This window comes from Jannaschia faecimaris, assembly GCF_900107415.1.
GTDB classification, from domain to species: domain Bacteria; phylum Pseudomonadota; class Alphaproteobacteria; order Rhodobacterales; family Rhodobacteraceae; genus Jannaschia; species Jannaschia faecimaris.
Genome location: NZ_FNPX01000014.1, coordinates 72,883 through 90,952, shown reverse-complemented (window position 1 = coordinate 90,952; position 18,070 = coordinate 72,883). Strand labels below are relative to the sequence as shown.

Annotated in this window: 22 protein-coding genes; 12 read left to right on the top strand and 10 right to left on the bottom strand. The window is 61.7% G+C overall.

Annotation, left to right across the window (positions count from 1 at the left end; translation table 11 throughout):
- Positions 1 to 11: 11 nt before the first annotated feature.
- From rpsP to BLV27_RS14130, 12 genes are all read left to right on the top strand, one after another.
- A complete protein-coding gene (rpsP, locus tag BLV27_RS14185; RefSeq protein ID WP_092647122.1) occupies positions 12 to 440 on the top strand; it encodes a 30S ribosomal protein S16 in 429 nt (142 codons plus the stop codon).
- 39 nt (positions 441 to 479) lie between these two features.
- Positions 480 to 671 carry a hypothetical protein gene (locus BLV27_RS14180; protein WP_092647120.1) on the top strand — a complete coding sequence of 64 codons (192 nt, stop codon included), beginning with the start codon at positions 480 to 482 and terminating at the stop codon, positions 669 to 671.
- Positions 668 to 1,204: a ribosome maturation factor RimM gene (rimM, locus tag BLV27_RS14175; protein WP_092647118.1), complete on the top strand. Its 537-nt coding sequence runs from the start codon at positions 668 to 670 to the stop codon at positions 1,202 to 1,204. The genes BLV27_RS14180 and rimM overlap by 4 nt, the downstream gene beginning before the upstream one ends.
- Positions 1,205 to 1,303: 99 nt before the next feature.
- Entirely contained in the window at positions 1,304 to 1,462 is a 159-nt protein-coding gene (locus tag BLV27_RS14170; RefSeq protein WP_092647116.1) for a DUF1328 domain-containing protein, read from the top strand.
- 41 nt (positions 1,463 to 1,503) lie between these two features.
- Positions 1,504 to 2,283: a tRNA (guanosine(37)-N1)-methyltransferase TrmD gene (gene trmD, locus BLV27_RS14165; protein WP_092647114.1), complete on the top strand. Its 780-nt coding sequence runs from the start codon at positions 1,504 to 1,506 to the stop codon at positions 2,281 to 2,283.
- A 168-nt stretch (positions 2,284 to 2,451) separates the two neighbouring features.
- Positions 2,452 to 2,829 carry a 50S ribosomal protein L19 gene (gene rplS, locus BLV27_RS14160; RefSeq protein WP_092647112.1) on the top strand — a complete coding sequence of 126 codons (378 nt, stop codon included), beginning with the start codon at positions 2,452 to 2,454 and terminating at the stop codon, positions 2,827 to 2,829.
- An 11-nt stretch (positions 2,830 to 2,840) separates the two neighbouring features.
- The gene (gene rpmE / locus BLV27_RS14155) at positions 2,841 to 3,062 is read left to right on the top strand and encodes a 50S ribosomal protein L31 (RefSeq protein ID WP_092647110.1); all 222 of its coding nucleotides are present in this window, start codon (positions 2,841 to 2,843) and stop codon (positions 3,060 to 3,062) included.
- 231 nt (positions 3,063 to 3,293) lie between these two features.
- Positions 3,294 to 4,103: a division plane positioning ATPase MipZ gene (locus tag BLV27_RS14150; protein WP_092647108.1), complete on the top strand. Its 810-nt coding sequence runs from the start codon at positions 3,294 to 3,296 to the stop codon at positions 4,101 to 4,103.
- A gap of 184 nt (positions 4,104 to 4,287) precedes the next feature.
- Positions 4,288 to 5,271, top strand: coding sequence for a glycine betaine ABC transporter substrate-binding protein (locus BLV27_RS14145; RefSeq protein ID WP_092647106.1), 984 nt, complete (start codon positions 4,288 to 4,290; stop codon positions 5,269 to 5,271).
- A gap of 342 nt (positions 5,272 to 5,613) precedes the next feature.
- Entirely contained in the window at positions 5,614 to 6,597 is a 984-nt protein-coding gene (locus tag BLV27_RS14140; protein WP_092647104.1) for an ABC transporter substrate-binding protein, read from the top strand.
- A gap of 103 nt (positions 6,598 to 6,700) precedes the next feature.
- Positions 6,701 to 7,750: an ABC transporter permease gene (locus BLV27_RS14135; protein ID WP_092647102.1), complete on the top strand. Its 1,050-nt coding sequence runs from the start codon at positions 6,701 to 6,703 to the stop codon at positions 7,748 to 7,750.
- A complete protein-coding gene (locus BLV27_RS14130; protein ID WP_092647100.1) occupies positions 7,750 to 8,814 on the top strand; it encodes a quaternary amine ABC transporter ATP-binding protein in 1,065 nt (354 codons plus the stop codon). The genes BLV27_RS14135 and BLV27_RS14130 overlap by 1 nt, the downstream gene beginning before the upstream one ends.
- A 69-nt stretch (positions 8,815 to 8,883) precedes the next feature.
- On the opposite strand, the gene BLV27_RS14125 is transcribed toward BLV27_RS14130, so the two are convergent.
- The 10 genes from BLV27_RS14125 to BLV27_RS14080 form a co-directional block, all read right to left on the bottom strand.
- Positions 8,884 to 9,900: a cytochrome d ubiquinol oxidase subunit II gene (locus BLV27_RS14125; RefSeq protein ID WP_092647098.1), complete on the bottom strand. Its 1,017-nt coding sequence runs from the start codon at positions 9,898 to 9,900 to the stop codon at positions 8,884 to 8,886.
- A 5-nt stretch (positions 9,901 to 9,905) separates the two neighbouring features.
- Entirely contained in the window at positions 9,906 to 11,339 is a 1,434-nt protein-coding gene (locus BLV27_RS14120; RefSeq protein WP_244504675.1) for a cytochrome ubiquinol oxidase subunit I, read from the bottom strand.
- Entirely contained in the window at positions 11,336 to 11,887 is a 552-nt protein-coding gene (locus BLV27_RS14115) for a GbsR/MarR family transcriptional regulator (RefSeq protein ID WP_092647096.1), read from the bottom strand. Before BLV27_RS14115 ends, BLV27_RS14120 begins: the two co-directional genes overlap by 4 nt.
- A gap of 71 nt (positions 11,888 to 11,958) precedes the next feature.
- Positions 11,959 to 12,735, bottom strand: coding sequence for an amino acid ABC transporter permease (locus BLV27_RS14110; protein ID WP_244504674.1), 777 nt, complete (start codon positions 12,733 to 12,735; stop codon positions 11,959 to 11,961).
- Positions 12,736 to 12,792: 57 nt separating this feature from the next.
- Positions 12,793 to 13,578, bottom strand: a complete 786-nt coding sequence (locus BLV27_RS14105) for a transporter substrate-binding domain-containing protein (protein WP_092647094.1) — start codon at positions 13,576 to 13,578, stop codon at positions 12,793 to 12,795.
- Positions 13,579 to 13,641: 63 nt separating this feature from the next.
- On the bottom strand, positions 13,642 to 14,697 hold the full coding sequence (locus tag BLV27_RS14100) for a HesA/MoeB/ThiF family protein (RefSeq protein ID WP_092647092.1): 1,056 nt from the start codon (positions 14,695 to 14,697) through the stop codon (positions 13,642 to 13,644).
- Positions 14,694 to 15,161: a dUTP diphosphatase gene (gene dut / locus BLV27_RS14095; protein ID WP_092647090.1), complete on the bottom strand. Its 468-nt coding sequence runs from the start codon at positions 15,159 to 15,161 to the stop codon at positions 14,694 to 14,696. The genes BLV27_RS14100 and dut overlap by 4 nt, the downstream gene beginning before the upstream one ends.
- Positions 15,158 to 16,351 (bottom strand): bifunctional phosphopantothenoylcysteine decarboxylase/phosphopantothenate--cysteine ligase CoaBC, encoded by a 1,194-nt coding sequence (gene coaBC / locus BLV27_RS14090; protein ID WP_092647088.1) that lies wholly within the window; start codon positions 16,349 to 16,351, stop codon positions 15,158 to 15,160. Before coaBC ends, dut begins: the two co-directional genes overlap by 4 nt.
- 43 nt (positions 16,352 to 16,394) lie before the next feature.
- A complete protein-coding gene (locus tag BLV27_RS14085) occupies positions 16,395 to 17,120 on the bottom strand; it encodes a ChaN family lipoprotein (RefSeq protein WP_092647086.1) in 726 nt (241 codons plus the stop codon).
- Positions 17,120 to 17,998, bottom strand: a complete 879-nt coding sequence (locus tag BLV27_RS14080) for an RNA polymerase factor sigma-32 (protein ID WP_092647084.1) — start codon at positions 17,996 to 17,998, stop codon at positions 17,120 to 17,122. The genes BLV27_RS14085 and BLV27_RS14080 overlap by 1 nt, the downstream gene beginning before the upstream one ends.
- Between the last annotated feature and the right edge of the window lie 72 nt (positions 17,999 to 18,070).

Below are 18,070 nucleotides of genomic sequence, written 5' to 3'. Positions count from 1 at the left end.
GACTATATATCATGGCCATGAAAATTCGCCTCGCCCGCGGCGGCTCCAAGAAGCGCCCGCACTACTCCATCGTCGCCGCCGACAGCCGCATGGCCCGCGACGGCCGCTTCATCGAGAAGCTGGGCACCTATAACCCGCTGCTCCCGAAGGACTCGGAAGATCGCGTGAAGATGAACATGGAGCGCGTGCAGTACTGGCTGGATCAGGGTGCCAAGCCGACCGACCGCGTGTCGCGCTTCCTGGAAGCGGCTGACGTGCTGCCCAAGAAGGAGCGCGCAAACCTGAAGAAGGGCGAGCCCGGCAAGGCCGCACAAGACCGAGCCAAGGAAAAGGCCGAGAAGGCTGAAGCCGCCGCCGCCGCCGCCGAGGAAGCCAAGAACGCTCCGGCTCCGGAAGAAGCCCCGGCCGAAGAGGCCGCCGCCGAAGAAACCGCCGAGTAAGACCGGCATCCGGGCGGGCCACATCGGTCCGTCCGTTTCATGTCCGACAGCCACACGATGCCCGCCCATGTCTTCATACCGCTTCTGGCGATCGGCAGCCTGGTTCTGACCGGCGCATTCGTTGCCATGATCCAGCCGCGCGTCCCTTGGCTGCGCTGGATGGGTGCCGGCATTCTTGCCAGCGCCGCAGTCAGCGCCGTAGCCTTCATTTTCGTTGTGGAAACGTCATGAAAGATCACGTCTGCCTTGGAGCCGTCATGGGAAGTTACGGCGTGCGCGGCGAAGCGCGGGTCAAGAGCTTCTGCGCCGACCCCAGCGCCATCGGCGACTATGGCCCCGTCACATTCGACAATGGCACCACGGCCAAGCTGACCGTGATCCGCCCGATCAAGGGCGGCTATGCCGTTCGCCTGTCAGGCGTCCCACACAAGGAGGCGGCTGACGCCCTGAAGGGTCAACGTCTCTGGGCGCACCGCGACGCCCTGCCCGCCCTGCCCGACGATGAATTTTACCATTCCGATCTGATCGGCCTGACCGCGGTGGACACCGGCGGCGAGACGCTGGGCTGTGTTCACGCGGTGCATGATCACGGTGCCGGTGACATTCTGGAAGTGCGGATCGGCGGTACACCCGTCCTGATCCCCTTTACCCGCGCAATCGTGCCTACGGTCGACCTGACTGCGGGGCGCATCGTCGTCGACCCGCCTCGTGGCCTGCTGCCCGGCGACGAAAGCGACGACGAAGAGATGCCGCCCATCGATTGATTCCACGGAATTCGGGCAAGTCATACTTCGTTCATGTCCAAGGAAACTGCTTCGAGACCCGCGGCGCTTTGGCCGTGACCAACCTGCAGGAAACTCGAAATGCTACAGAGAATCATCATCCTCATCGTTGCCGCCGCCATCGCGGCGTTTCTTGGCCTCGGTCAGTTCTCGGGCGTCGCCCTGTCGGGGGCTACGATCCTCGTGGTCCCTGCACTCGTCTTGGGCATCCTCGGTCTGCTCGGCGTCTTCGCCGCCTGAAGCACCTTCCCCCGCGCCCGTCCCTTCGCTAAGGGACGGGCATGTCCGCTCCGACCAGATCCCACGGCCAGAAGTCGATCCGCGCCTCGTTGCAGCCGCGTGACCTGATGGACGAGGCGCAGGTCAGTCCGACATCCTGGCAAGCCAATGTCGTAACGCTTTTCCCGGAGGCGTTTCCGGGCGTTCTTGGCCACAGCCTGACGGGAACCGCCTTGGACAAAGGGCTTTGGTCTTTGCGAACGACAGACCTGCGCCGCTATGGCGAAGGCAAGCACCGCAAAGTCGACGACACGCCCGCCGGTGGTGGAGCCGGGCTGGTCCTGCGGCCCGACGTGGTTGCCGCAGCGCTGCAAGATGCGCGCGGCCCCGGTCCGATGATCTACCTGAGCCCGCGCGGTCGGCCCTTTGACCAGAGCATGGCGCAAAAACTGGCCGCCGGACCCGGTGTAACGCTGCTTTGCGGCCGGTTCGAGGGCGTCGATCAGCGGGTCCTGGACCATTTTGACATGACCGAGGTGAGCCTTGGTGATTTCGTCCTGACTGGCGGGGAAATCGCGGCGCAGGCCCTATTGGATGCGACGGTCCGCCTGCTTCCCGGCGTGATCGGGAACATGGCTTCGACCGAAGAGGAAAGCTTCTCCAACGGGCTTCTCGAACATCCGCAATACACCAAACCCGCCGAGTGGATGGGGCGCATCATCCCCGAGGTTTTGACATCGGGAAACCATGGCAAGGTCGCGGAATGGCGGCGCGAACAGTCCGAGGCTCTGACGCGCGAACGGCGGCCAGACCTTTGGAATTTGTATCGCCGGAAGGATTGAGGCGCAGCCTCCCGGGTCTTGCACCGACGGGCACTTCGATGTATCGCCGCGCCAAGCGTATCGCCCCGTTTCACCGGGGCGCTCTGCGTTTCTAATAAAGAACAGCCGCGCCGCAAAGGTGCAGGACATCATCCGCGGGCAAACCGCGTCGTATCATAGGAGGGTCCAATGGACCTGATCGCACAGATCGAGGCGGAGCAAATTGCCGCACTCGGCAACGACATTCCGGACTTCAAGGCTGGCGACACGATTCGCGTCGGCTTCAAAGTGACCGAAGGCACGCGCACGCGCGTTCAGAATTACGAAGGCGTCTGCATCAGCCGCAAGAACGGATCCGGCATCGCCGGCGCGTTCACGGTTCGCAAGATCTCCTTTGGTGAGGGCGTGGAGCGTGTGTTCCCCCTGCACTCGACCAACATCGACAGCATCACCGTCGTGCGCCGTGGCCGCGTCCGTCGCTCGAAGTTGTATTTCCTGCGCACCCGTCGTGGTAAGTCGGCTCGCATCGTCGAGCAGACCAACTACCGCGCCCCCAAAGCAAGCTAAGGAGAGTTGTGATGAAGAAGGACCTGCATCCCGACTACCATTCCATCGACGTCAAACTGGTCGATGGCACTGTCGTTCAGATGAAGTCGACCTGGGGAGCCGAGGGCGACCAACTGTCGCTCGACATCGATCCCTCGGTCCACCCAGCATGGACCGGCGGCACGTCGCGTCTGATGGACACCGGTGGCCGCGTGTCGAAGTTCAAGAACAAGTACGCCGGTCTGGGCTTCTGAGCCACGACCGAGCCTGTTGATCAAAGCGCCGCCCTCCGGGGCGGCGTTTTTCGTTTGCGAGCACGGAAGCCCGGTCGTTCGCTTCCCCACATTCGCGGGCCGCGGCTTTTTTGGCAACGCTACAGCTTTTTCCCCACGAACCGATTCGCACTTTCTGGGCAACCGTGAAAACACACCTTAAGACAGGGGTAAGGCCCGACGAACGGGCAAGGACAGACAGGGGTCGGGCCAATGGCGCACATCATCGTCTTCGGCAATGAAAAGGGCGGATCGGGCAAGTCGACCACGTGCATGCACACGGCGACGGCACTGGTGCGCAATGGTTTGAACGTGGGGGTCCTGGACCTTGACCTGCGGCAACGGACATTCACGCGGTACCTTGAAAATCGGGTCGATTACGGCGCGCGACACGGTGTAACACTGCCGACGCCAGAGGTTATGGGCCTGCCCAAGGTCGACCGGGCAGATCTGGCCGAAGGGGAAAACCCCTTTGACAAATCCTTGTCCATGGCCGTGGCGGGACTGGAGGAGAAGGTCGATTTCATCGTCATCGACTGCCCCGGAAGTCATACCCGCCTGAGCCAGGTCGCGCACAGCCTCGCCGACACGTTGGTCACGCCGTTGAACGATAGTTTCGTGGATTTCGACCTGCTGGCCCGGATCGACCCGGACACAGGCAAGATCATGGGCCCATCGGTTTACTCCGAGATGGTCTGGCACGCCCGGCAACTGCGCGCGAAAGCAGGCCTGAAGCCGATTGACTGGATCGTATTGCGTAACCGTCTTGGCGCGCAGGAGATGCACAACAAGCGTAAGATGGGCCAGGCGCTGGAAGACCTGTCCAAGCGCATCGGCTTCCGTGTGGCCCCCGGCTTCACCGAGCGGGTCATCTTCCGGGAGCTTTTCCCCCGCGGGATGACCTTGCTGGACCTCAAGGACATCGGGATCGCAAACCTGAACCTGAGCAACGTGGCCGCCCGGCAGGAAGTACGGGATCTAATCCGTTCGCTCAACCTGCCCGGCGTGGACGTCGTCATCTGAACAATCTCCACCTGACCGGCATGGCGTGACCAGTGGTCGCGGTGTCACGTCCTTCCGGTTGACGGCTGCCTCCGGGCTTGTCAGCTTCGATTGCTCAACCGTGCGGCGGGGGTCGGTTCACCTTGGATCGGCGGAGCCGCGCCGGGGTCGATCCATCGGCCACCCATCAAGGAAATGTGGACCCATGAAGAAATTTCTTACGACAACTGCCTTTGCCGCAACCGCCGCGACCAGTTTCGCAGGCCCCGCCCTTGCCGACGGCCACGCCGCCTGCGGCGAGGTTTCAATCACCGAGATGGACTGGGCCTCGGCCGCCATCGTCACAAATGTCGCAAAGTTCCTGATGGAGCAGGGTTATGGTTGCGACGTGAGCGCCATTCCCTCGGCCACCACGCCCGCGATGGTTTCCGTCGCCGAGACCGGGTCGCCCGACATCGTCACCGAGGTCTGGACCAACGGTAATCCCGGCTACGACGAGCTTTCGGCCGCTGGCGCTATCGTGACGCTCGCCGATGTCCTCTCGGATGGCGGGGTTCAGGGCTTCTACGTTCCGACATACCTGGTCGAGGAGCATCCTGAGCTGGCGACGGTGGAGGGCGTCCTGGCCAATCCAGAACTGATCGGGGGTCGGCTGCACAGCTGCCCCGATGGTTGGGCCTGCAAGAACACCACGACTGCCTACGCCCGCGCCGCGGGGTTCGAGGAGGCCGGCATCGAAGTCTTCCAGCACGGCTCGGGCGAGACACTCGCCACGTCCATGGCCTCCGCCGTAGAGAACGGGGAACCGTGGCTCGGATACTACTGGGAGCCGACGAGCATTATGGGCAAGTACGACATGACGCAGGTCGACCTCGGCCCGTTCGACCAAGAGACATTTGACTGTAACTCCGACCCGAACTGCGAAGAAATTGGCGTGACCTCCTACCCTGTCGTGCCCGTCAAGACGGTGGTCACCACGACCTTTCAGGAAGAGCACCCGGACCTGACCGAATTGCTCAACAACGTGCGATTCACCAATGACCAGATGGGCGAGGTCCTCGCCTGGCAGGATGATAACAGCGCCTCGGTCCAGGAAGCCTCGGTTTACTTCCTGACCACCTATTCCGACGTCTGGCAGGAATGGGTCAACGACGCGGCGCGCGAAAATCTGGCCGCGCTGCTCCAGTAATTGAAGCAACTCTCCAGCGGGCCCTTCGGGGCCCGTCGTTACCCGGAATCGCCACGCCCCGGTGCGCGCGTCCAGCGCTGACTTTACGTTACGGCAATGTAACCACCCCGAGAATATTGCGACGCTTTGAACAGTTCTCCGGCGGCCGCCCTCCCTGTATTCCCCGGAAACGACAGGGAAATGTCGTTTTTCGACTATCCGGTTGACCTCCCGGTCAGGCCTTGCGATTTTGCGGCCCTACCCGAAACGTAAATTCAGGTTTGCAAGATGTCGCCGTTGGTCCAACGAACCTGTTGGTTCGACGGCAGAAGGCAAGTTATCCACACAGGGAGAAGTGGAAATATGAAGAATTTTTTGATCACGACGGCCTTCGCCGCCACCGCTGCGACTGGCTTCACCAGCGCCGCCATGGCCGATGGCCACGCCGCTTGCGGTGAAGTGTCGATCACTGAAATGAATTGGGCTTCGGCCGCGATTGTGACCTCCATCTCGGCATTCCTGATGGAGCAAGGCTACGGCTGCGATGTCACCAAGATTCCGTCCTCAACGACGCCTGCTTTGGCCTCCGTTTCCGAGACCGGCAAGCCCGATATCGTGACCGAGCTGTGGATCAATGGTGCGCCGTCCTATGACAAGCTCACCGAGGCTGGCACGATCACCACACTTACCGACGTCCTCTCGGACGGTGGTATCGAAGGCTGGTGGATTCCCAAGTACGTCGTCGACGAGCATCCCGAGCTGGCAACGCTGGAAGGTCTTCTGGCTAACCCAGAGCTGGTCGACAGCCGCTTTCACCAGTGCCCCGAAGGCTGGGGCTGCATGAACGTGAACGCCTCGCTGGCGGCCGCGGTTGATCTTGAAGGCAACGGCTTCGAGGTATTCAAGCATGGTTCAGGCGAAACGATGGCAACGTCGATCGCCGCCGCTTTCGAGGCAAAGGAGCCTTGGCTCGGTTACTACTGGGCCCCGACGTCCGTTTTGGGCAAGTACGAGATGGTTTCGGTCGACTTGGGCGAATACAATGAAGAAATCCACCTCTGCAACGCCGACCCGGACTGCGAAGAAGCCGGCCTGTCGTCCTACCCCGTGGGACCAGTCAAGACCATCGTCACCACCGACTTCGTCGAGCGTCATCCCGATCTGGCCGAGTTGATGACCAACGTCAGCTTCACCAACGCGCAGATGGGTGAAGTTCTGGCCTGGCAGGAGGACAACAACGCATCGGCCGATGAAGCCGCTGTCTACTTCCTCACCACCTACCAGGACACCTGGAAGGACTGGGTCAATGACGCAGCGAGTGAAAAGCTGGCTGCGCTGCTCCAGTAAGCATATTTCGGAAACGGGCCCTCCGGGGCCCGTTTCTCGTTTCGACAGATACGAATAATCTTACGATCCAAAAATAAAAACAGACGACTAACGGGGAAAATCCATGGCAACGTATGACGGACTGTTCGAGTCGATCGGTCTCGGAGATTGGTGCGGCGGGGGCAAGACAGACGGCCCCATGACCATGGCGGAACTGATGGCACGGGCGAACAATACCGCCCCGGTCGAAGGCGCGCCGGATCCGGGCGTCCCCCTTATGCAGACGCCGTTTCCGTCATTGGATGCGCTCAACAAGTCCTGCGCATCGATCCCCCGTTCCCGCGATATGACTGAATCGGTCGAGCAGGGTTTCCTGGCCATCAAGGACCCGCTGAAGGTCGTTCTGGACCCGATCACGCAACCGCTGTCATGGATGCTGGACTGGGCTCTGGTCGGTTTCGAGGCCGTGCCGTGGTTCATAATGATCCCGCTTTTGGTGATCATAACCTGGTTCGCCACCAAAAAGGTCGGGGTGACCGCGCTGGTCGCTTGCTCGTTCCTCTTCATGGCGTTCATCAATTACTACGACGACGCGATCAAGACGCTGTCGATCATCTTCGTCTGTACAATAATCGCAGTTCTTTTAGGCGTGCCTATCGGCATCGCGATGTCCCGGTCTAACATTTTGCAGAAGATGGCGATTCCAGTCCTCGACATGCTTCAGACGCTGCCGACGTTCGTGTACCTTGTTCCGCTCATCTTCCTGTTCTCCGTGACCGAGTCCAAGCTCTACGGCATCGCGATCATCCTTTATGCAATCGTCCCGGTGATCCGCCTGACCGACCTTGGTATCCGCCTGGTGGACAAGGACGTGATCGAGGCGGCCGACGCCTTTGGCATGTCCTCGCGGCAGAAACTCTGGGGGGTGCAGGTGCCGCTGGCGTTGCCCAACATCATGGCGGGCATCAACCAGACCATCATGATGTCGCTGGCCATGGTCGTCATCGCCTCACTGGTGTCCGCACCGGGTCTGGGCGTGAAGGTCCTTGCCGGTATTCGGAACCTTGAACTGGGCGTCGGCCTGGTGGCCGGCTTCTGCATCGTCCTTCTCGCGGTCCTTCTGGACCGCTCCACCAAGGCCGCTCTTGGCCGTATCGATACGAGTGCGCGCTGATGAGTAAGGAAATCAAAGTTTCGATCCGTCATCTTTACAAGATCTTCGGCACCAACCCCGAAGCCATGATGGAGCACGTGAAGGCCGGCCTCGGGAAACCGGAACTGCTTGACCAGTACAGCCATGTGCTGGGCCTTCAGGATATAAACGTCGATATCCGCGAAGGTGAGATCACGGTCATCATGGGTCTGTCAGGGTCAGGGAAATCAACCCTGATCCGGCACCTGAACCGCCTGATCGATCCGACGGCGGGGGAGGTCATTGTTAACGGCGAGGACGTGCTGGCCTACAACGAGGCGCGCTTGGCCGAATTGCGACAGAACACCATGTCGATGGTTTTCCAGAAGTTCGCGCTGTTCCCCCACCAGACGGTTTTGGCAAATGCTGGCATGTCGCGTCGCGTTCGCGGCGAGTCGCCCGAGATCGCCGACACAGAGGGGCGCAAGTGGCTCGAACGGGTCGGGCTCAAGGGCTACGAGGAGCATTACCCCGGCCAACTTTCGGGCGGCATGCAGCAGCGTGTGGGCATCGCCCGCGCCCTGTCATCCGACTCGGAGATCATGCTGATGGACGAAGCCTTCTCGGCCCTCGACCCACTGATCCGGACCGACATGCAGGACCTGCTGCTTGAGCTTCAGCGCGAACTGCACAAGACCATCGTGTTCATCACTCACGACCTGGACGAAGCGCTGAAGCTGGCCGATCACCTCGTCATTCTGAAAGACGGTGCCGTCGTACAGCAGGGTGAGCCGCAGCATATCTTGCTCAACCCGAATGACGATTACATCATCGACTTCATTGCCGACATCAACCGCGCCCGTGTTCTGCGCGTCCGGTCGATCATGGAGAAGACCGACCAGCCGGGCACCAACATCGCGGGCGACGTCGACCCGATGCAGAACCTGGAGTCGGTCATCTCAATATCCGAGGGCGACACGAACCTGCACTATCGTGTCATGGAAAACGGCCAGCAGATCGGCCTGTTGCACATGCGCGATCTGGTCAAGGCGCTGGTCCCCGTGGAAGCCGCTGATCCGGCCCGGCGCGCCGCTTCGGCCGCCTGAACCAACCGGAGAGACGACAAGGATCCGGCGTTGCGAAACGCCGGATCCTTTTTCGTGCCCGTTCGTCCGTCAATCGTAGCGCAGAGCCTTGGCCTTGCCGCGGAACACCCAATAGGCCAGCGCCGTGTAGGCCAGAATGGTCGGTACCACGACACACGCCCCAATCAAGATAATGATAAGGCTTTCCGGCGCGCTCGCCGCCTCCCAGATGGTCAGCTTTTCGGGAACGACATAGGGATAGAAGCTGTAAGCCAGACCAAGGAAGGCCAACGTGAACAGTCCCAGCGCCGATACGAACGGGGCCCAGGCCCAGCGGTCGTTTTCCTGCGGCAGATGCGCCAAAGACCGCCAGAGCAGCGCCAACAGCGCCAGAGACAGGATCGGCATTGGTGACAGCCAAAGCATGTCGGGCCAAACGAACCAACGGTCGAAAATGCGCGTGCTGACCAAGGGCGTCGCGACCGAAATCGCACCAATCCCCACGACCAGTCCCCAGATGCAGTTCTTGGCCCAGCGTACAGCGTTCACCTGCAACGATGCCTCGCCCTTGAGGATGAGCCATGTCGCTCCGATGAACGCATAACCCACCGTCAGCGCCAGCGCACAAAGCACGGCAAACACAAACGTCCCGGTGTTGAACTGAAGGCCCATCACGTAGAGGCCCAGCATGAAACCCTGACTCAACGTGGCGAGAAGGGATCCCGCGAAAAACATGCCGTTCCAGAAGCTTTTATACTTGGCGCGCGCCTTCACCCGAAACTCGAACGAGACGCCACGCAGGATCAGCCCGACCAAGAGGAAGAAAACAGGCAGATAAAGTGTCGACAAGATTAACCCATGCGCTGCCGGGAACGCCACCAGCAGAAGCCCGATTGCCAGAACCAGCCAGGTTTCATTCGCGTCCCAGAATGGCCCGATCGACGCGACCATCATGTCCTTCTGCGCGTCATCCTCGGCAAAGAGCGTCAGGATGCCGACGCCCAGATCATAGCCGTCGAGGATAACATAAAGCAGGATCGACACACCCATCAGCGTCGCAAAGACGAAGGGCAGCCAGATCTCATCAGCGTATCCGAACAGTTCCATGCGCTCTACTCCGCCGGGATCGCGGCCCCGCGCTTATCGCGCGAGATCACGTCCACCACTGCCTCGCCCGAAGAGGGCGTCAAACTGTCTAGGGGATCATCATGTCGCGCCTTGACGGCGAGGTAGACGACCACCCCGATGTAGGCCAGCAGCAGGGCTGCATAGATCGCCAGGTAGCCAAGCAGCGTCGAAAGAACCAACGGCGCGGGCACATCGGCCACTGCCATCTCGGTCGTCATCACGCCTTGGACCAGCCAAGGTTGGCGCCCGATTTCAGTCGTATACCAGCCGGCCAACGTGGCAACCCAACCCGACAGCGCCATCGGCACAAGCGCGATAAGCAGAAGCTTGGGCAAGCGGTCGATCTGCAGGCGGCGGCCTTCAGCATTCTTGCGTGCCATCAGTGCGACCGACCCCCAGGAAAGGAGGAGCATCGCCATGCCCGTTGCCACCATAACGCGAAACGACCAGAAAACCTTGCCGACGGGCGGGTGCAGTACCGTCCCGTCCTCGGCCACGAAATCGTTCAGGCCGGGAACCACACCGTCGGCGGAGTGCGTCAGGATGATCGACGCCAAATCCGGAATCGCGATCTCGTAGTCGTTCGAACGCGTCTCCTCATTCGGCAGGGCAAACAGGACCAGCGGCGTATTCGGCCCGGTTTCCCAATTACCCTCCATCGCGGCGACCTTCTGCGGCTGATGCTCCAGAGTGTTCAGGCCATGCATGTCACCGGCGAATATTTGTATAGGGATCAGGATCGCACCGAAGATAAGCCCGGCGCGCATCGACGACCGGACGCTTTTCTTGCGGTCGCCCAAGAGCCAGCGCAACGCCGATATCCCTGCGATAAGGAAGGACACGGTGAGACCCGACGCCAGCAGCATATGCGCCAGACGGTACGGCATCGACGGGTTGAAGATGATGTCCCACCAGCTGGTCGCAAAGGCCACACCGTCGATCATCTCGAAGCCTTGGGGCGTGTGCATCCAGGAATTCAGCACGATGATCCAGAACGTTGAGACGGTCGTGCCGAACGCGACGAGGAAGGTCGCCGTCGTGTGCAACCAGCCGGGAACTCGGCTGAACCCGAAGAGCATGATACCGATGAATACAGCCTCAAGGAAGAAGGCGGTCATCACCTCGTAAGCCAGCAGCGGACCCGCGATGTTGCCGACGGTCTCCATGAAACCCGGCCAATTTGTCCCGAACTGAAACGACATGGTGATTCCCGACACGACACCCATCGCGAACGACAGGGCGAAAATCTTCACCCAAAAGCGATAGGCCTCCATCCACTTGAGGTCGCCCGTCCACTGGAAGCGCAGCTTGAAGAACAGCAGAAACCAACCCAGCGCGATGGTGATCGTGGGAAACAGGATATGGAACGAGATGTTGGCCGCGAACTGAATTCGGCTCAGTATCAGGGTGTCCATCATTTCGTTGTCCTCCGGAAGGGATTCAAGCGGGGGGCCTTTTCGAGCATTCCGCCCAGCTTTCGGCCCATCGTCATCAGTTGCACCAACCGCTCGGTTTCCAAACGGTTCATCTCGTCGTGGAATTGCGTCATCATTTCAATCATCTCGCGCAATTCCGCGATCCGCGCCTCGGCGTAGGGATCACCCTGTGGGCCGCTCAGTTCGATCTCGCGAAGCTTGGTCAAAGTGGGGTCCACCTCTCGCTTACGCCGCTCCGCGACCAGTGTTCGCACGATCTCCCAAAGGTCGTCTGGCGTGGTGAAATAGTCGCGCCGATCGCCGGGAATGTGGCGCAGGCGAACCAGGTTCCACGCCTGCAATTCCTTCAGGCCCATCGACGTATTCGAGCGGCTGACGCGCAGTTTCTCGGTGATCGTCTCGGCGTTCAGCGGGTCCCTGGACAGGAAGAGCAGGGCATAGATCTGCCCAACCGTACGGTTCATGCCCCAACGGCTGCCCATTTCGCCGAAGTGCAGAATGAAGTCCTGTTGGAGCGGTGTAAGTGTCATGTTCGCCGTTTCAGTAATTTCTGAAACGGATGTATCGCCCTGCCATGCAAATGACAGGGGGGTGCGACAACTTACCCGCGGCGCTCGAACGTGCCGAGTTTTCGCTCCAGCTTCCGCAGGCCAAGCGACAGCAGGATCGTCATCGTGAGATAGATCAGTGCGACGACATTATAGGTCTCGAAATAGCGAAAGTTGCCCGCCGCCGTCAGCTTGCCCAATTGCGCGATGTCCATCACGCCCACGACCGAAACCAGCGAGGAATCCTTCACCATCGCGACGAAATCGTTCCCCAGCGGCGGCAGGATCGTCCGCACGGCCTGCGGCAGAACGATGTGCCGGAAGATGTGGAACCGTTTCAGGCCCAATGCCTTCGCAGCTTCGATCTGCCCCGCGTCGACCGACTGCAATCCGGCCCGAAACACTTCGGCAATGAAGGAGGAATAGGCGATTACCAAGGCGAGGACCGCCCGCCACAACAGCGGGAAGTCGCGGGTACGAGCCTCGGGCAGGCCGATCCAGTTCCACAGTGCCACCAGCGCCGGGGCCAGAACAAAGGCGACGTAGAGCAGCAGGACGAGGATCGGGATTCCGCGAATGATCTCGATATAGAATCGCGCTGCCTGCCGAGCCACGATCGATCCGGACAGCGACATCAACGCAAGCACCATACCGACGACCGACGCCGCGACAAAACCCGTGACGGTCACCAGCACCGTGATCCAGATGCCGCGCCTGAGCGTGCTCAGAACCTGCCGCGCGCCATCGTCCATCAGAATCACGACATAGGCTGTCCCCAAGAGGACGGCCACGGCCAGGAGCCACCACGGAAAGTCGCGGTCGGATTTCAATGGCGGGGGCAAGCGCCTACGACAAAGGCGCTTGGATGGTGTGTCGGATCAAGGTTCCTAACCACCCAGCTTGTAGTCGAGGAACCACTTCCGGTTCAGCGCATCGATCGTTCCATCATCCTTCATCGAAGCAATGGCGGCGTTGATCGCGGATACGAGATCGCTGTCCTTGGGGAAGATGAAGCCGAAGTCCTCGGTCCCCAACGTCTCCCCGATGATCTTGAGCGCGCCGTCCGACGCTTCGACATAGCCGTTGCCCGCCGTTCCATCGGTCAAGATTAGGTCAACGTCGCCCGCGCGCAGGGCCTGAACTGTTGCCCCGAAAGTTTCGAACAGCTTGATGCGCGGGTTTCCCTCGTCCCCGTCCAGCACGTCGTAGACACCCACATAGAAAGGCGTGGTACCGGGTTGCGCGGCCATCAGCAGATCGTCATTGGCGGCGAAACCAGCGGCATCCGTGAACCGGTCTTCCTCGCCCCGGACCATCATCACCATTTCCGAGCGCATATAGGCATCCGAGAAATCGACAACCTCCTTGCGGTCGTCGCGGATGGTAATGCCGGTCATGCCCATATCCATCTGTCCTTCCGAAACGGCCGGAATCATCGCGTCCCAGCTGATGTTTTCGTAAACGGGCGTGATGTTCAGGCGCGCGGCGATTTCAGCCATCGCATCGTATTCCCATCCGATAGCCTCCCCGGTGGCCGGGTCCTTGAACTGGAGCGGCGGATAGGCGTCCTCGGTTGCGATGGTGACGGTCCGGCCGCCAAGATCGGGCAGATGCCCATCGGCGAAAGCGGGCGCGGCCAAGCCGACGGTCAGGAGCAAGGCGAGGGTCTTCATCTGGGGCAATCTCCGGGGTTGAGTCGGTACATGATGCAGGCGTCGGGCGAAGGTGCCAAGGGGTCAGACGGCCCCGCAGGTGGCGCAACCGGCACGGCGCCCGATCTTTACACGCCGCGCATCCGTGTCCAGCCCATCCCAAAGCAGCATCGTGCCGCGCAGGGTGGTTCCGGCCCCCGTGATCTCCTTGATCACTTCCAGCGCCATGATCGACCCGACGATGCCGGGGAGCGCGCCGACCACGCCCGCCTCGGCACAGCTTGGGGCCAGGCCCGGCGCGGGCGCATCGGGGAACAGGCAAGTCAGGCAGGGTGCGTCGTTCGCGGGATCGTAGAGCGTGACCTGCCCCTCCCATTGCGTAATTGCCCCCGCAATCAAAGGTTTGCGCGCAGCAACAGCGGCGGCGTTGACCATATCGCGGGTTGAAAAACTGTCGGAGCCGTCCACGATCAGATCGTAGTCCGCGAACAGCTCCGGGGCGATATCGGCGGTCAGGCGTCGATTGTAGGGGCGCACCATCACATGCGGGTTGACTGCCCGGATACCCGCTTCCGCAGAGAAGACCTTGGGTTGCCCGCTGCGCGCGTCGGAATGAATGATCTGCCGTTGCAGGTTCGAGAGAGCGACCACATCATCGTCGATAACCCCGATGGTCCCCACACCCGCGGCACCCAGATAGAGAAGGATCGGCGAGCCGAGCCCCCCGGCCCCGACGACCAGGACTTTCGCATTCTTCAGGGCTTTCTGGCCGGTCCCACCGACCTCTCGCAAAACGATGTGCCGCGCGTATCGTTCCAGTTCCACGTCCGAAAACGGTCCGGTCTGCGCCGGGGCTTCGGCCTCCTCCCGCTTGGCCTCCGCGGCCTGCGCGCGGGCGCGAACCCGGCCCAGAATGCGGCGATAAACCAGAATTCCCCCGACCATCGCACCGAAAACCAGCCATTGCCCCGGCGACCCGCCCAGAGACTCTCGCAAAGGGTGCCCACTGGGCAACGCGAACTGCACGAACAGCACCGCGACATACAACAGCGCCAACATCAGACCACGGGCCTGCACGGGCGTCTTCATGAACGCCCCCATCCCCCAGATCGCGGCGGCCAGAATCAGGACGAGCATCATGGCCGCTTGTGCCCGATGCCGGTCGATCCAAACCCGCCGGCCCCACGATCCGTCTGGTCAAGCGTCGCCACGATCTCAAAGTGGGCCTGCGCGACCGGGGCCACGACCAACTGCGCAATGCGCATGCCATGGGTGACGTCGAAGGGCACATCGCCCAAATTGATCAAAATCACACCGAGCGGGCCGCGATAATCGCTGTCGATTGTTCCTGGCGCATTGGCCAACGTCACGCCGTGCTTCAGGGCCAGCCCCGAGCGAGGACGCACCTGCACTTCGTAACCCTGCGGGATTGCCATGCGCAGGCCGGTACCGATCAGCGCGCGGGTTCCAGGGGACAGGGTGACGGTCTTGCCGCCGGTGTCGGCATGGATATCTGCGCCAGCCGCTCCGGGTGTCGCGAAGGCCGGGAGCGGCAAGTTCGGATCGGACCCAGGGGTTCGGATGACCTCGATCGTGACACTCATACGAGGTACTCCGCGATGCGACCCGCAAGCCGCCGGGCGGTTTCTTCCTTGGAAAGGCGGGGCCAGTCCTCCGTCCCTGTGTCAGTGATCAAGGTCACGGCATTCTCGGATCCGCCCATAATGCCCGTCGCCGGCGCCACGTCGTTCGCCACGATCCAGTCGCACCCCTTGCGCACGCGTTTCGCGGCTGCGTGGGCCGTCACGTCGTCGGTTTCCGCAGCGAACCCCACGACAAGACTGGGACGACTCGCCCCCTTGGACACGGTTGCCAGGATGTCGGGGTTTTCCGCGAACTCCAGCGCAGGGGCCTTGCCCGATCCGTCCTTCTTGATCTTGGACCCGCTGGCATTATCGACCCGCCAATCCGCAACAGCGGCGGCCATCACGGCGGCATCGGCGGGCAGTGCCGCCTGCGTCGCCGCGAGCATCTCGCGCGCCGTTTCCACCCGCACGACCGTGACCCCGGCGGGCGGCGGCACGTCAGCAGGGCCGGTCACGAAAGTCACCCGCGCGCCAAGGTCGCGCAGCGCAGCCGCCAGCGCCGTGCCCTGCGCGCCCGAGGAGCGGTTGGCGATATAGCGTACGGGATCAATCGGTTCATGCGTTGGGCCGGACGTGACGAGCACATGCTTGCCCGAGAGGGGGCCGCCCGAGAAATGCGCTTCGACGGCGGCCAGGATATCGGGCACGTCGGACAGGCGACCCGGACCGAATTCCCCGCAGGCCATCGCCCCATCGACAGGACCGACCACCTTGATGCCGTCAGTCAGCAGTGTGGAGAGGTTTCGCTGCGTCGCGGCGTTCTCCCACATGCGGACGTTCATTGCCGGGGCCAGCATGACCGGCGTATCCGTCGCCAGCAGAAGGGTCGTCGCCAGATCGTCGGCCATTCCCTGCGCCATGCGCGCCATCAGGTTTGCCGTGGCCGGACAAACCAGGATCAGATTGGAGGCGCGACTAAGTTCGATGTGCCCCATCTCCGCTTCGTCGGTCAGATCGAACAGATCGCGGTAGACCTTGCTTGCCGCCAGTGCGGACACCGACAGGGGCGTGACGAATTGTTCGGCCGCGGAGGTCAGCACCGGTGTCACCGTTGCCCCGCGTTCGCGCAAGCGTCGGATCAGCTCCAGCGACCTGAACGCGGCGATACCGCCGCCGATGATCAGCAGGATAGTCTTGTCAGTCAGCATGATCCCCTCCGCTTCGCGTCCAACACCTAGGGCAGTCGGGCCCCTAGCGGAAGGCCGCGCAGGGGTCTTCGCGGGTCGGGGGCGCGGCATGCCGCGTTATGTCTCCGGGCATGATTTCCTGCCCCTCCCCCTGGATCAACGCCACGACGCGCAATTCGGGCCGGACACGAGCGATGGCCGCGGGCACGCCCCAGTCGGTGCGCGCGTGGCCGTTGCCCGCGATCAGAACAACAGGGCCGCCATACCTGTCGAAGGCGGAGAGCGTTCGCGATGCGAACAGGGCATCCGTCGCCCGCTGACGCTTCACGAAATCCGGCAGGAGCCGTTCCGGCAGCGCCCCGCAGTGCGCATCCGCCTGCAATTGTTCGCGCGCCGCCTGCTGCTCGGGTGGAAGCGGTTCATCCAATCCGTACATGGACAGGTCGCCCGGCGATCCCGATGCGCCCAATATCGGCGCATCGCTCGCCGCCATGATCGGCGCGTACATCGCGATGTCAGGCCAGCCGCTTTCGGCCCAGTCCAGCAATTCTCCCAATACCTGAGCATCGCGCGGGGTGTCAGGGCCGATGCGGTCGGCCTGCTCATCCGTCAACTGCTCGAACACCACGGCTTCCGGATCGATTTGGGCGACGAGCTGTGCCTGCGCGACGTGATGATCGGGATTATCATGGATCTCGCCAAGTACATACACGTCGGCCGGGGGCAATGTTTGCGCCCCGGCCGGAAAACTCAAGATGCTGGCCACGGCCAGAAATGAAACCAGATACATCACCCTAGAAAACCGAAAACCTCCTTGCTTTCGGCTTCAAGTGATTTCCGCATCTTGGCGAAGGCTGCGGCTTCCAACTGACGGACACGCTCCTTTGACAACTTCAACTCATTGCCCAATGATTCAAGTGTCCGGGGATCGTCGCGCAGCTTCCGTTCGCGCACGATGAAACGCTCCCGCTCATTCAGCGCCGAAAGCGCATGCAGCAGCCACTCGCGCAGCATCGCGTTATCGTGCTTCAACGCAACGGTCTCATCGGCTTGCGCAGCGTCGTCTTCAAGCGCGTCTATCCACTCGCGGCCTTCCTCGTCGGAAGACTGGGTCGCGTTCAGGCTGAAGTCGGAACCGCCCAATCGACCTTCCATCATTTCCACGTCACGCAGGGGAACGCCCACCTCCGTGGCGATTTTCTCACGCATCTCTTGGCGGTCCAACACAACACCCGCCGCTGCGGCTTCCCGTTCCAGCCGGGCCTGAACGCGGCGAAGGTTGAAGAACAGGGATTTCTGGCTGCTGGTCGACCCGGTTCGCACCATGGACCAATTGCGCATCACGTAATCCTGGATCGATGCCTTGATCCACCAGACGGCATAGGTCGAGAAGCGCACGCCCCGGTCGGGGTCGAATTTCTCGGCCGCTTTCATCAGACCAAGGCCCGCCTCTTGGATCAGGTCGTTCATCGGCGCACCGTAGCGGCGGAATTTGGACGCCATCGAAATCGCTAACCGCATATATGCGGTGATCAGCCGGTGCAGGCTCTCCTCACACCGATCGTCTCGCCACGCATAGGCTAGACGCAGTTCCGTCTCGGCATCCAGTAGCTCTGCTTTCATCGCGCGGCGTGAAAGTGAGGTATCGCTGTTGAAATCAAGTGCCATCTCAGTGTCTCCCAAGGCTGCATTGCACCGGGTCTTCAGATGACCTCTCTAATGCGACTACAGTTGAGTACG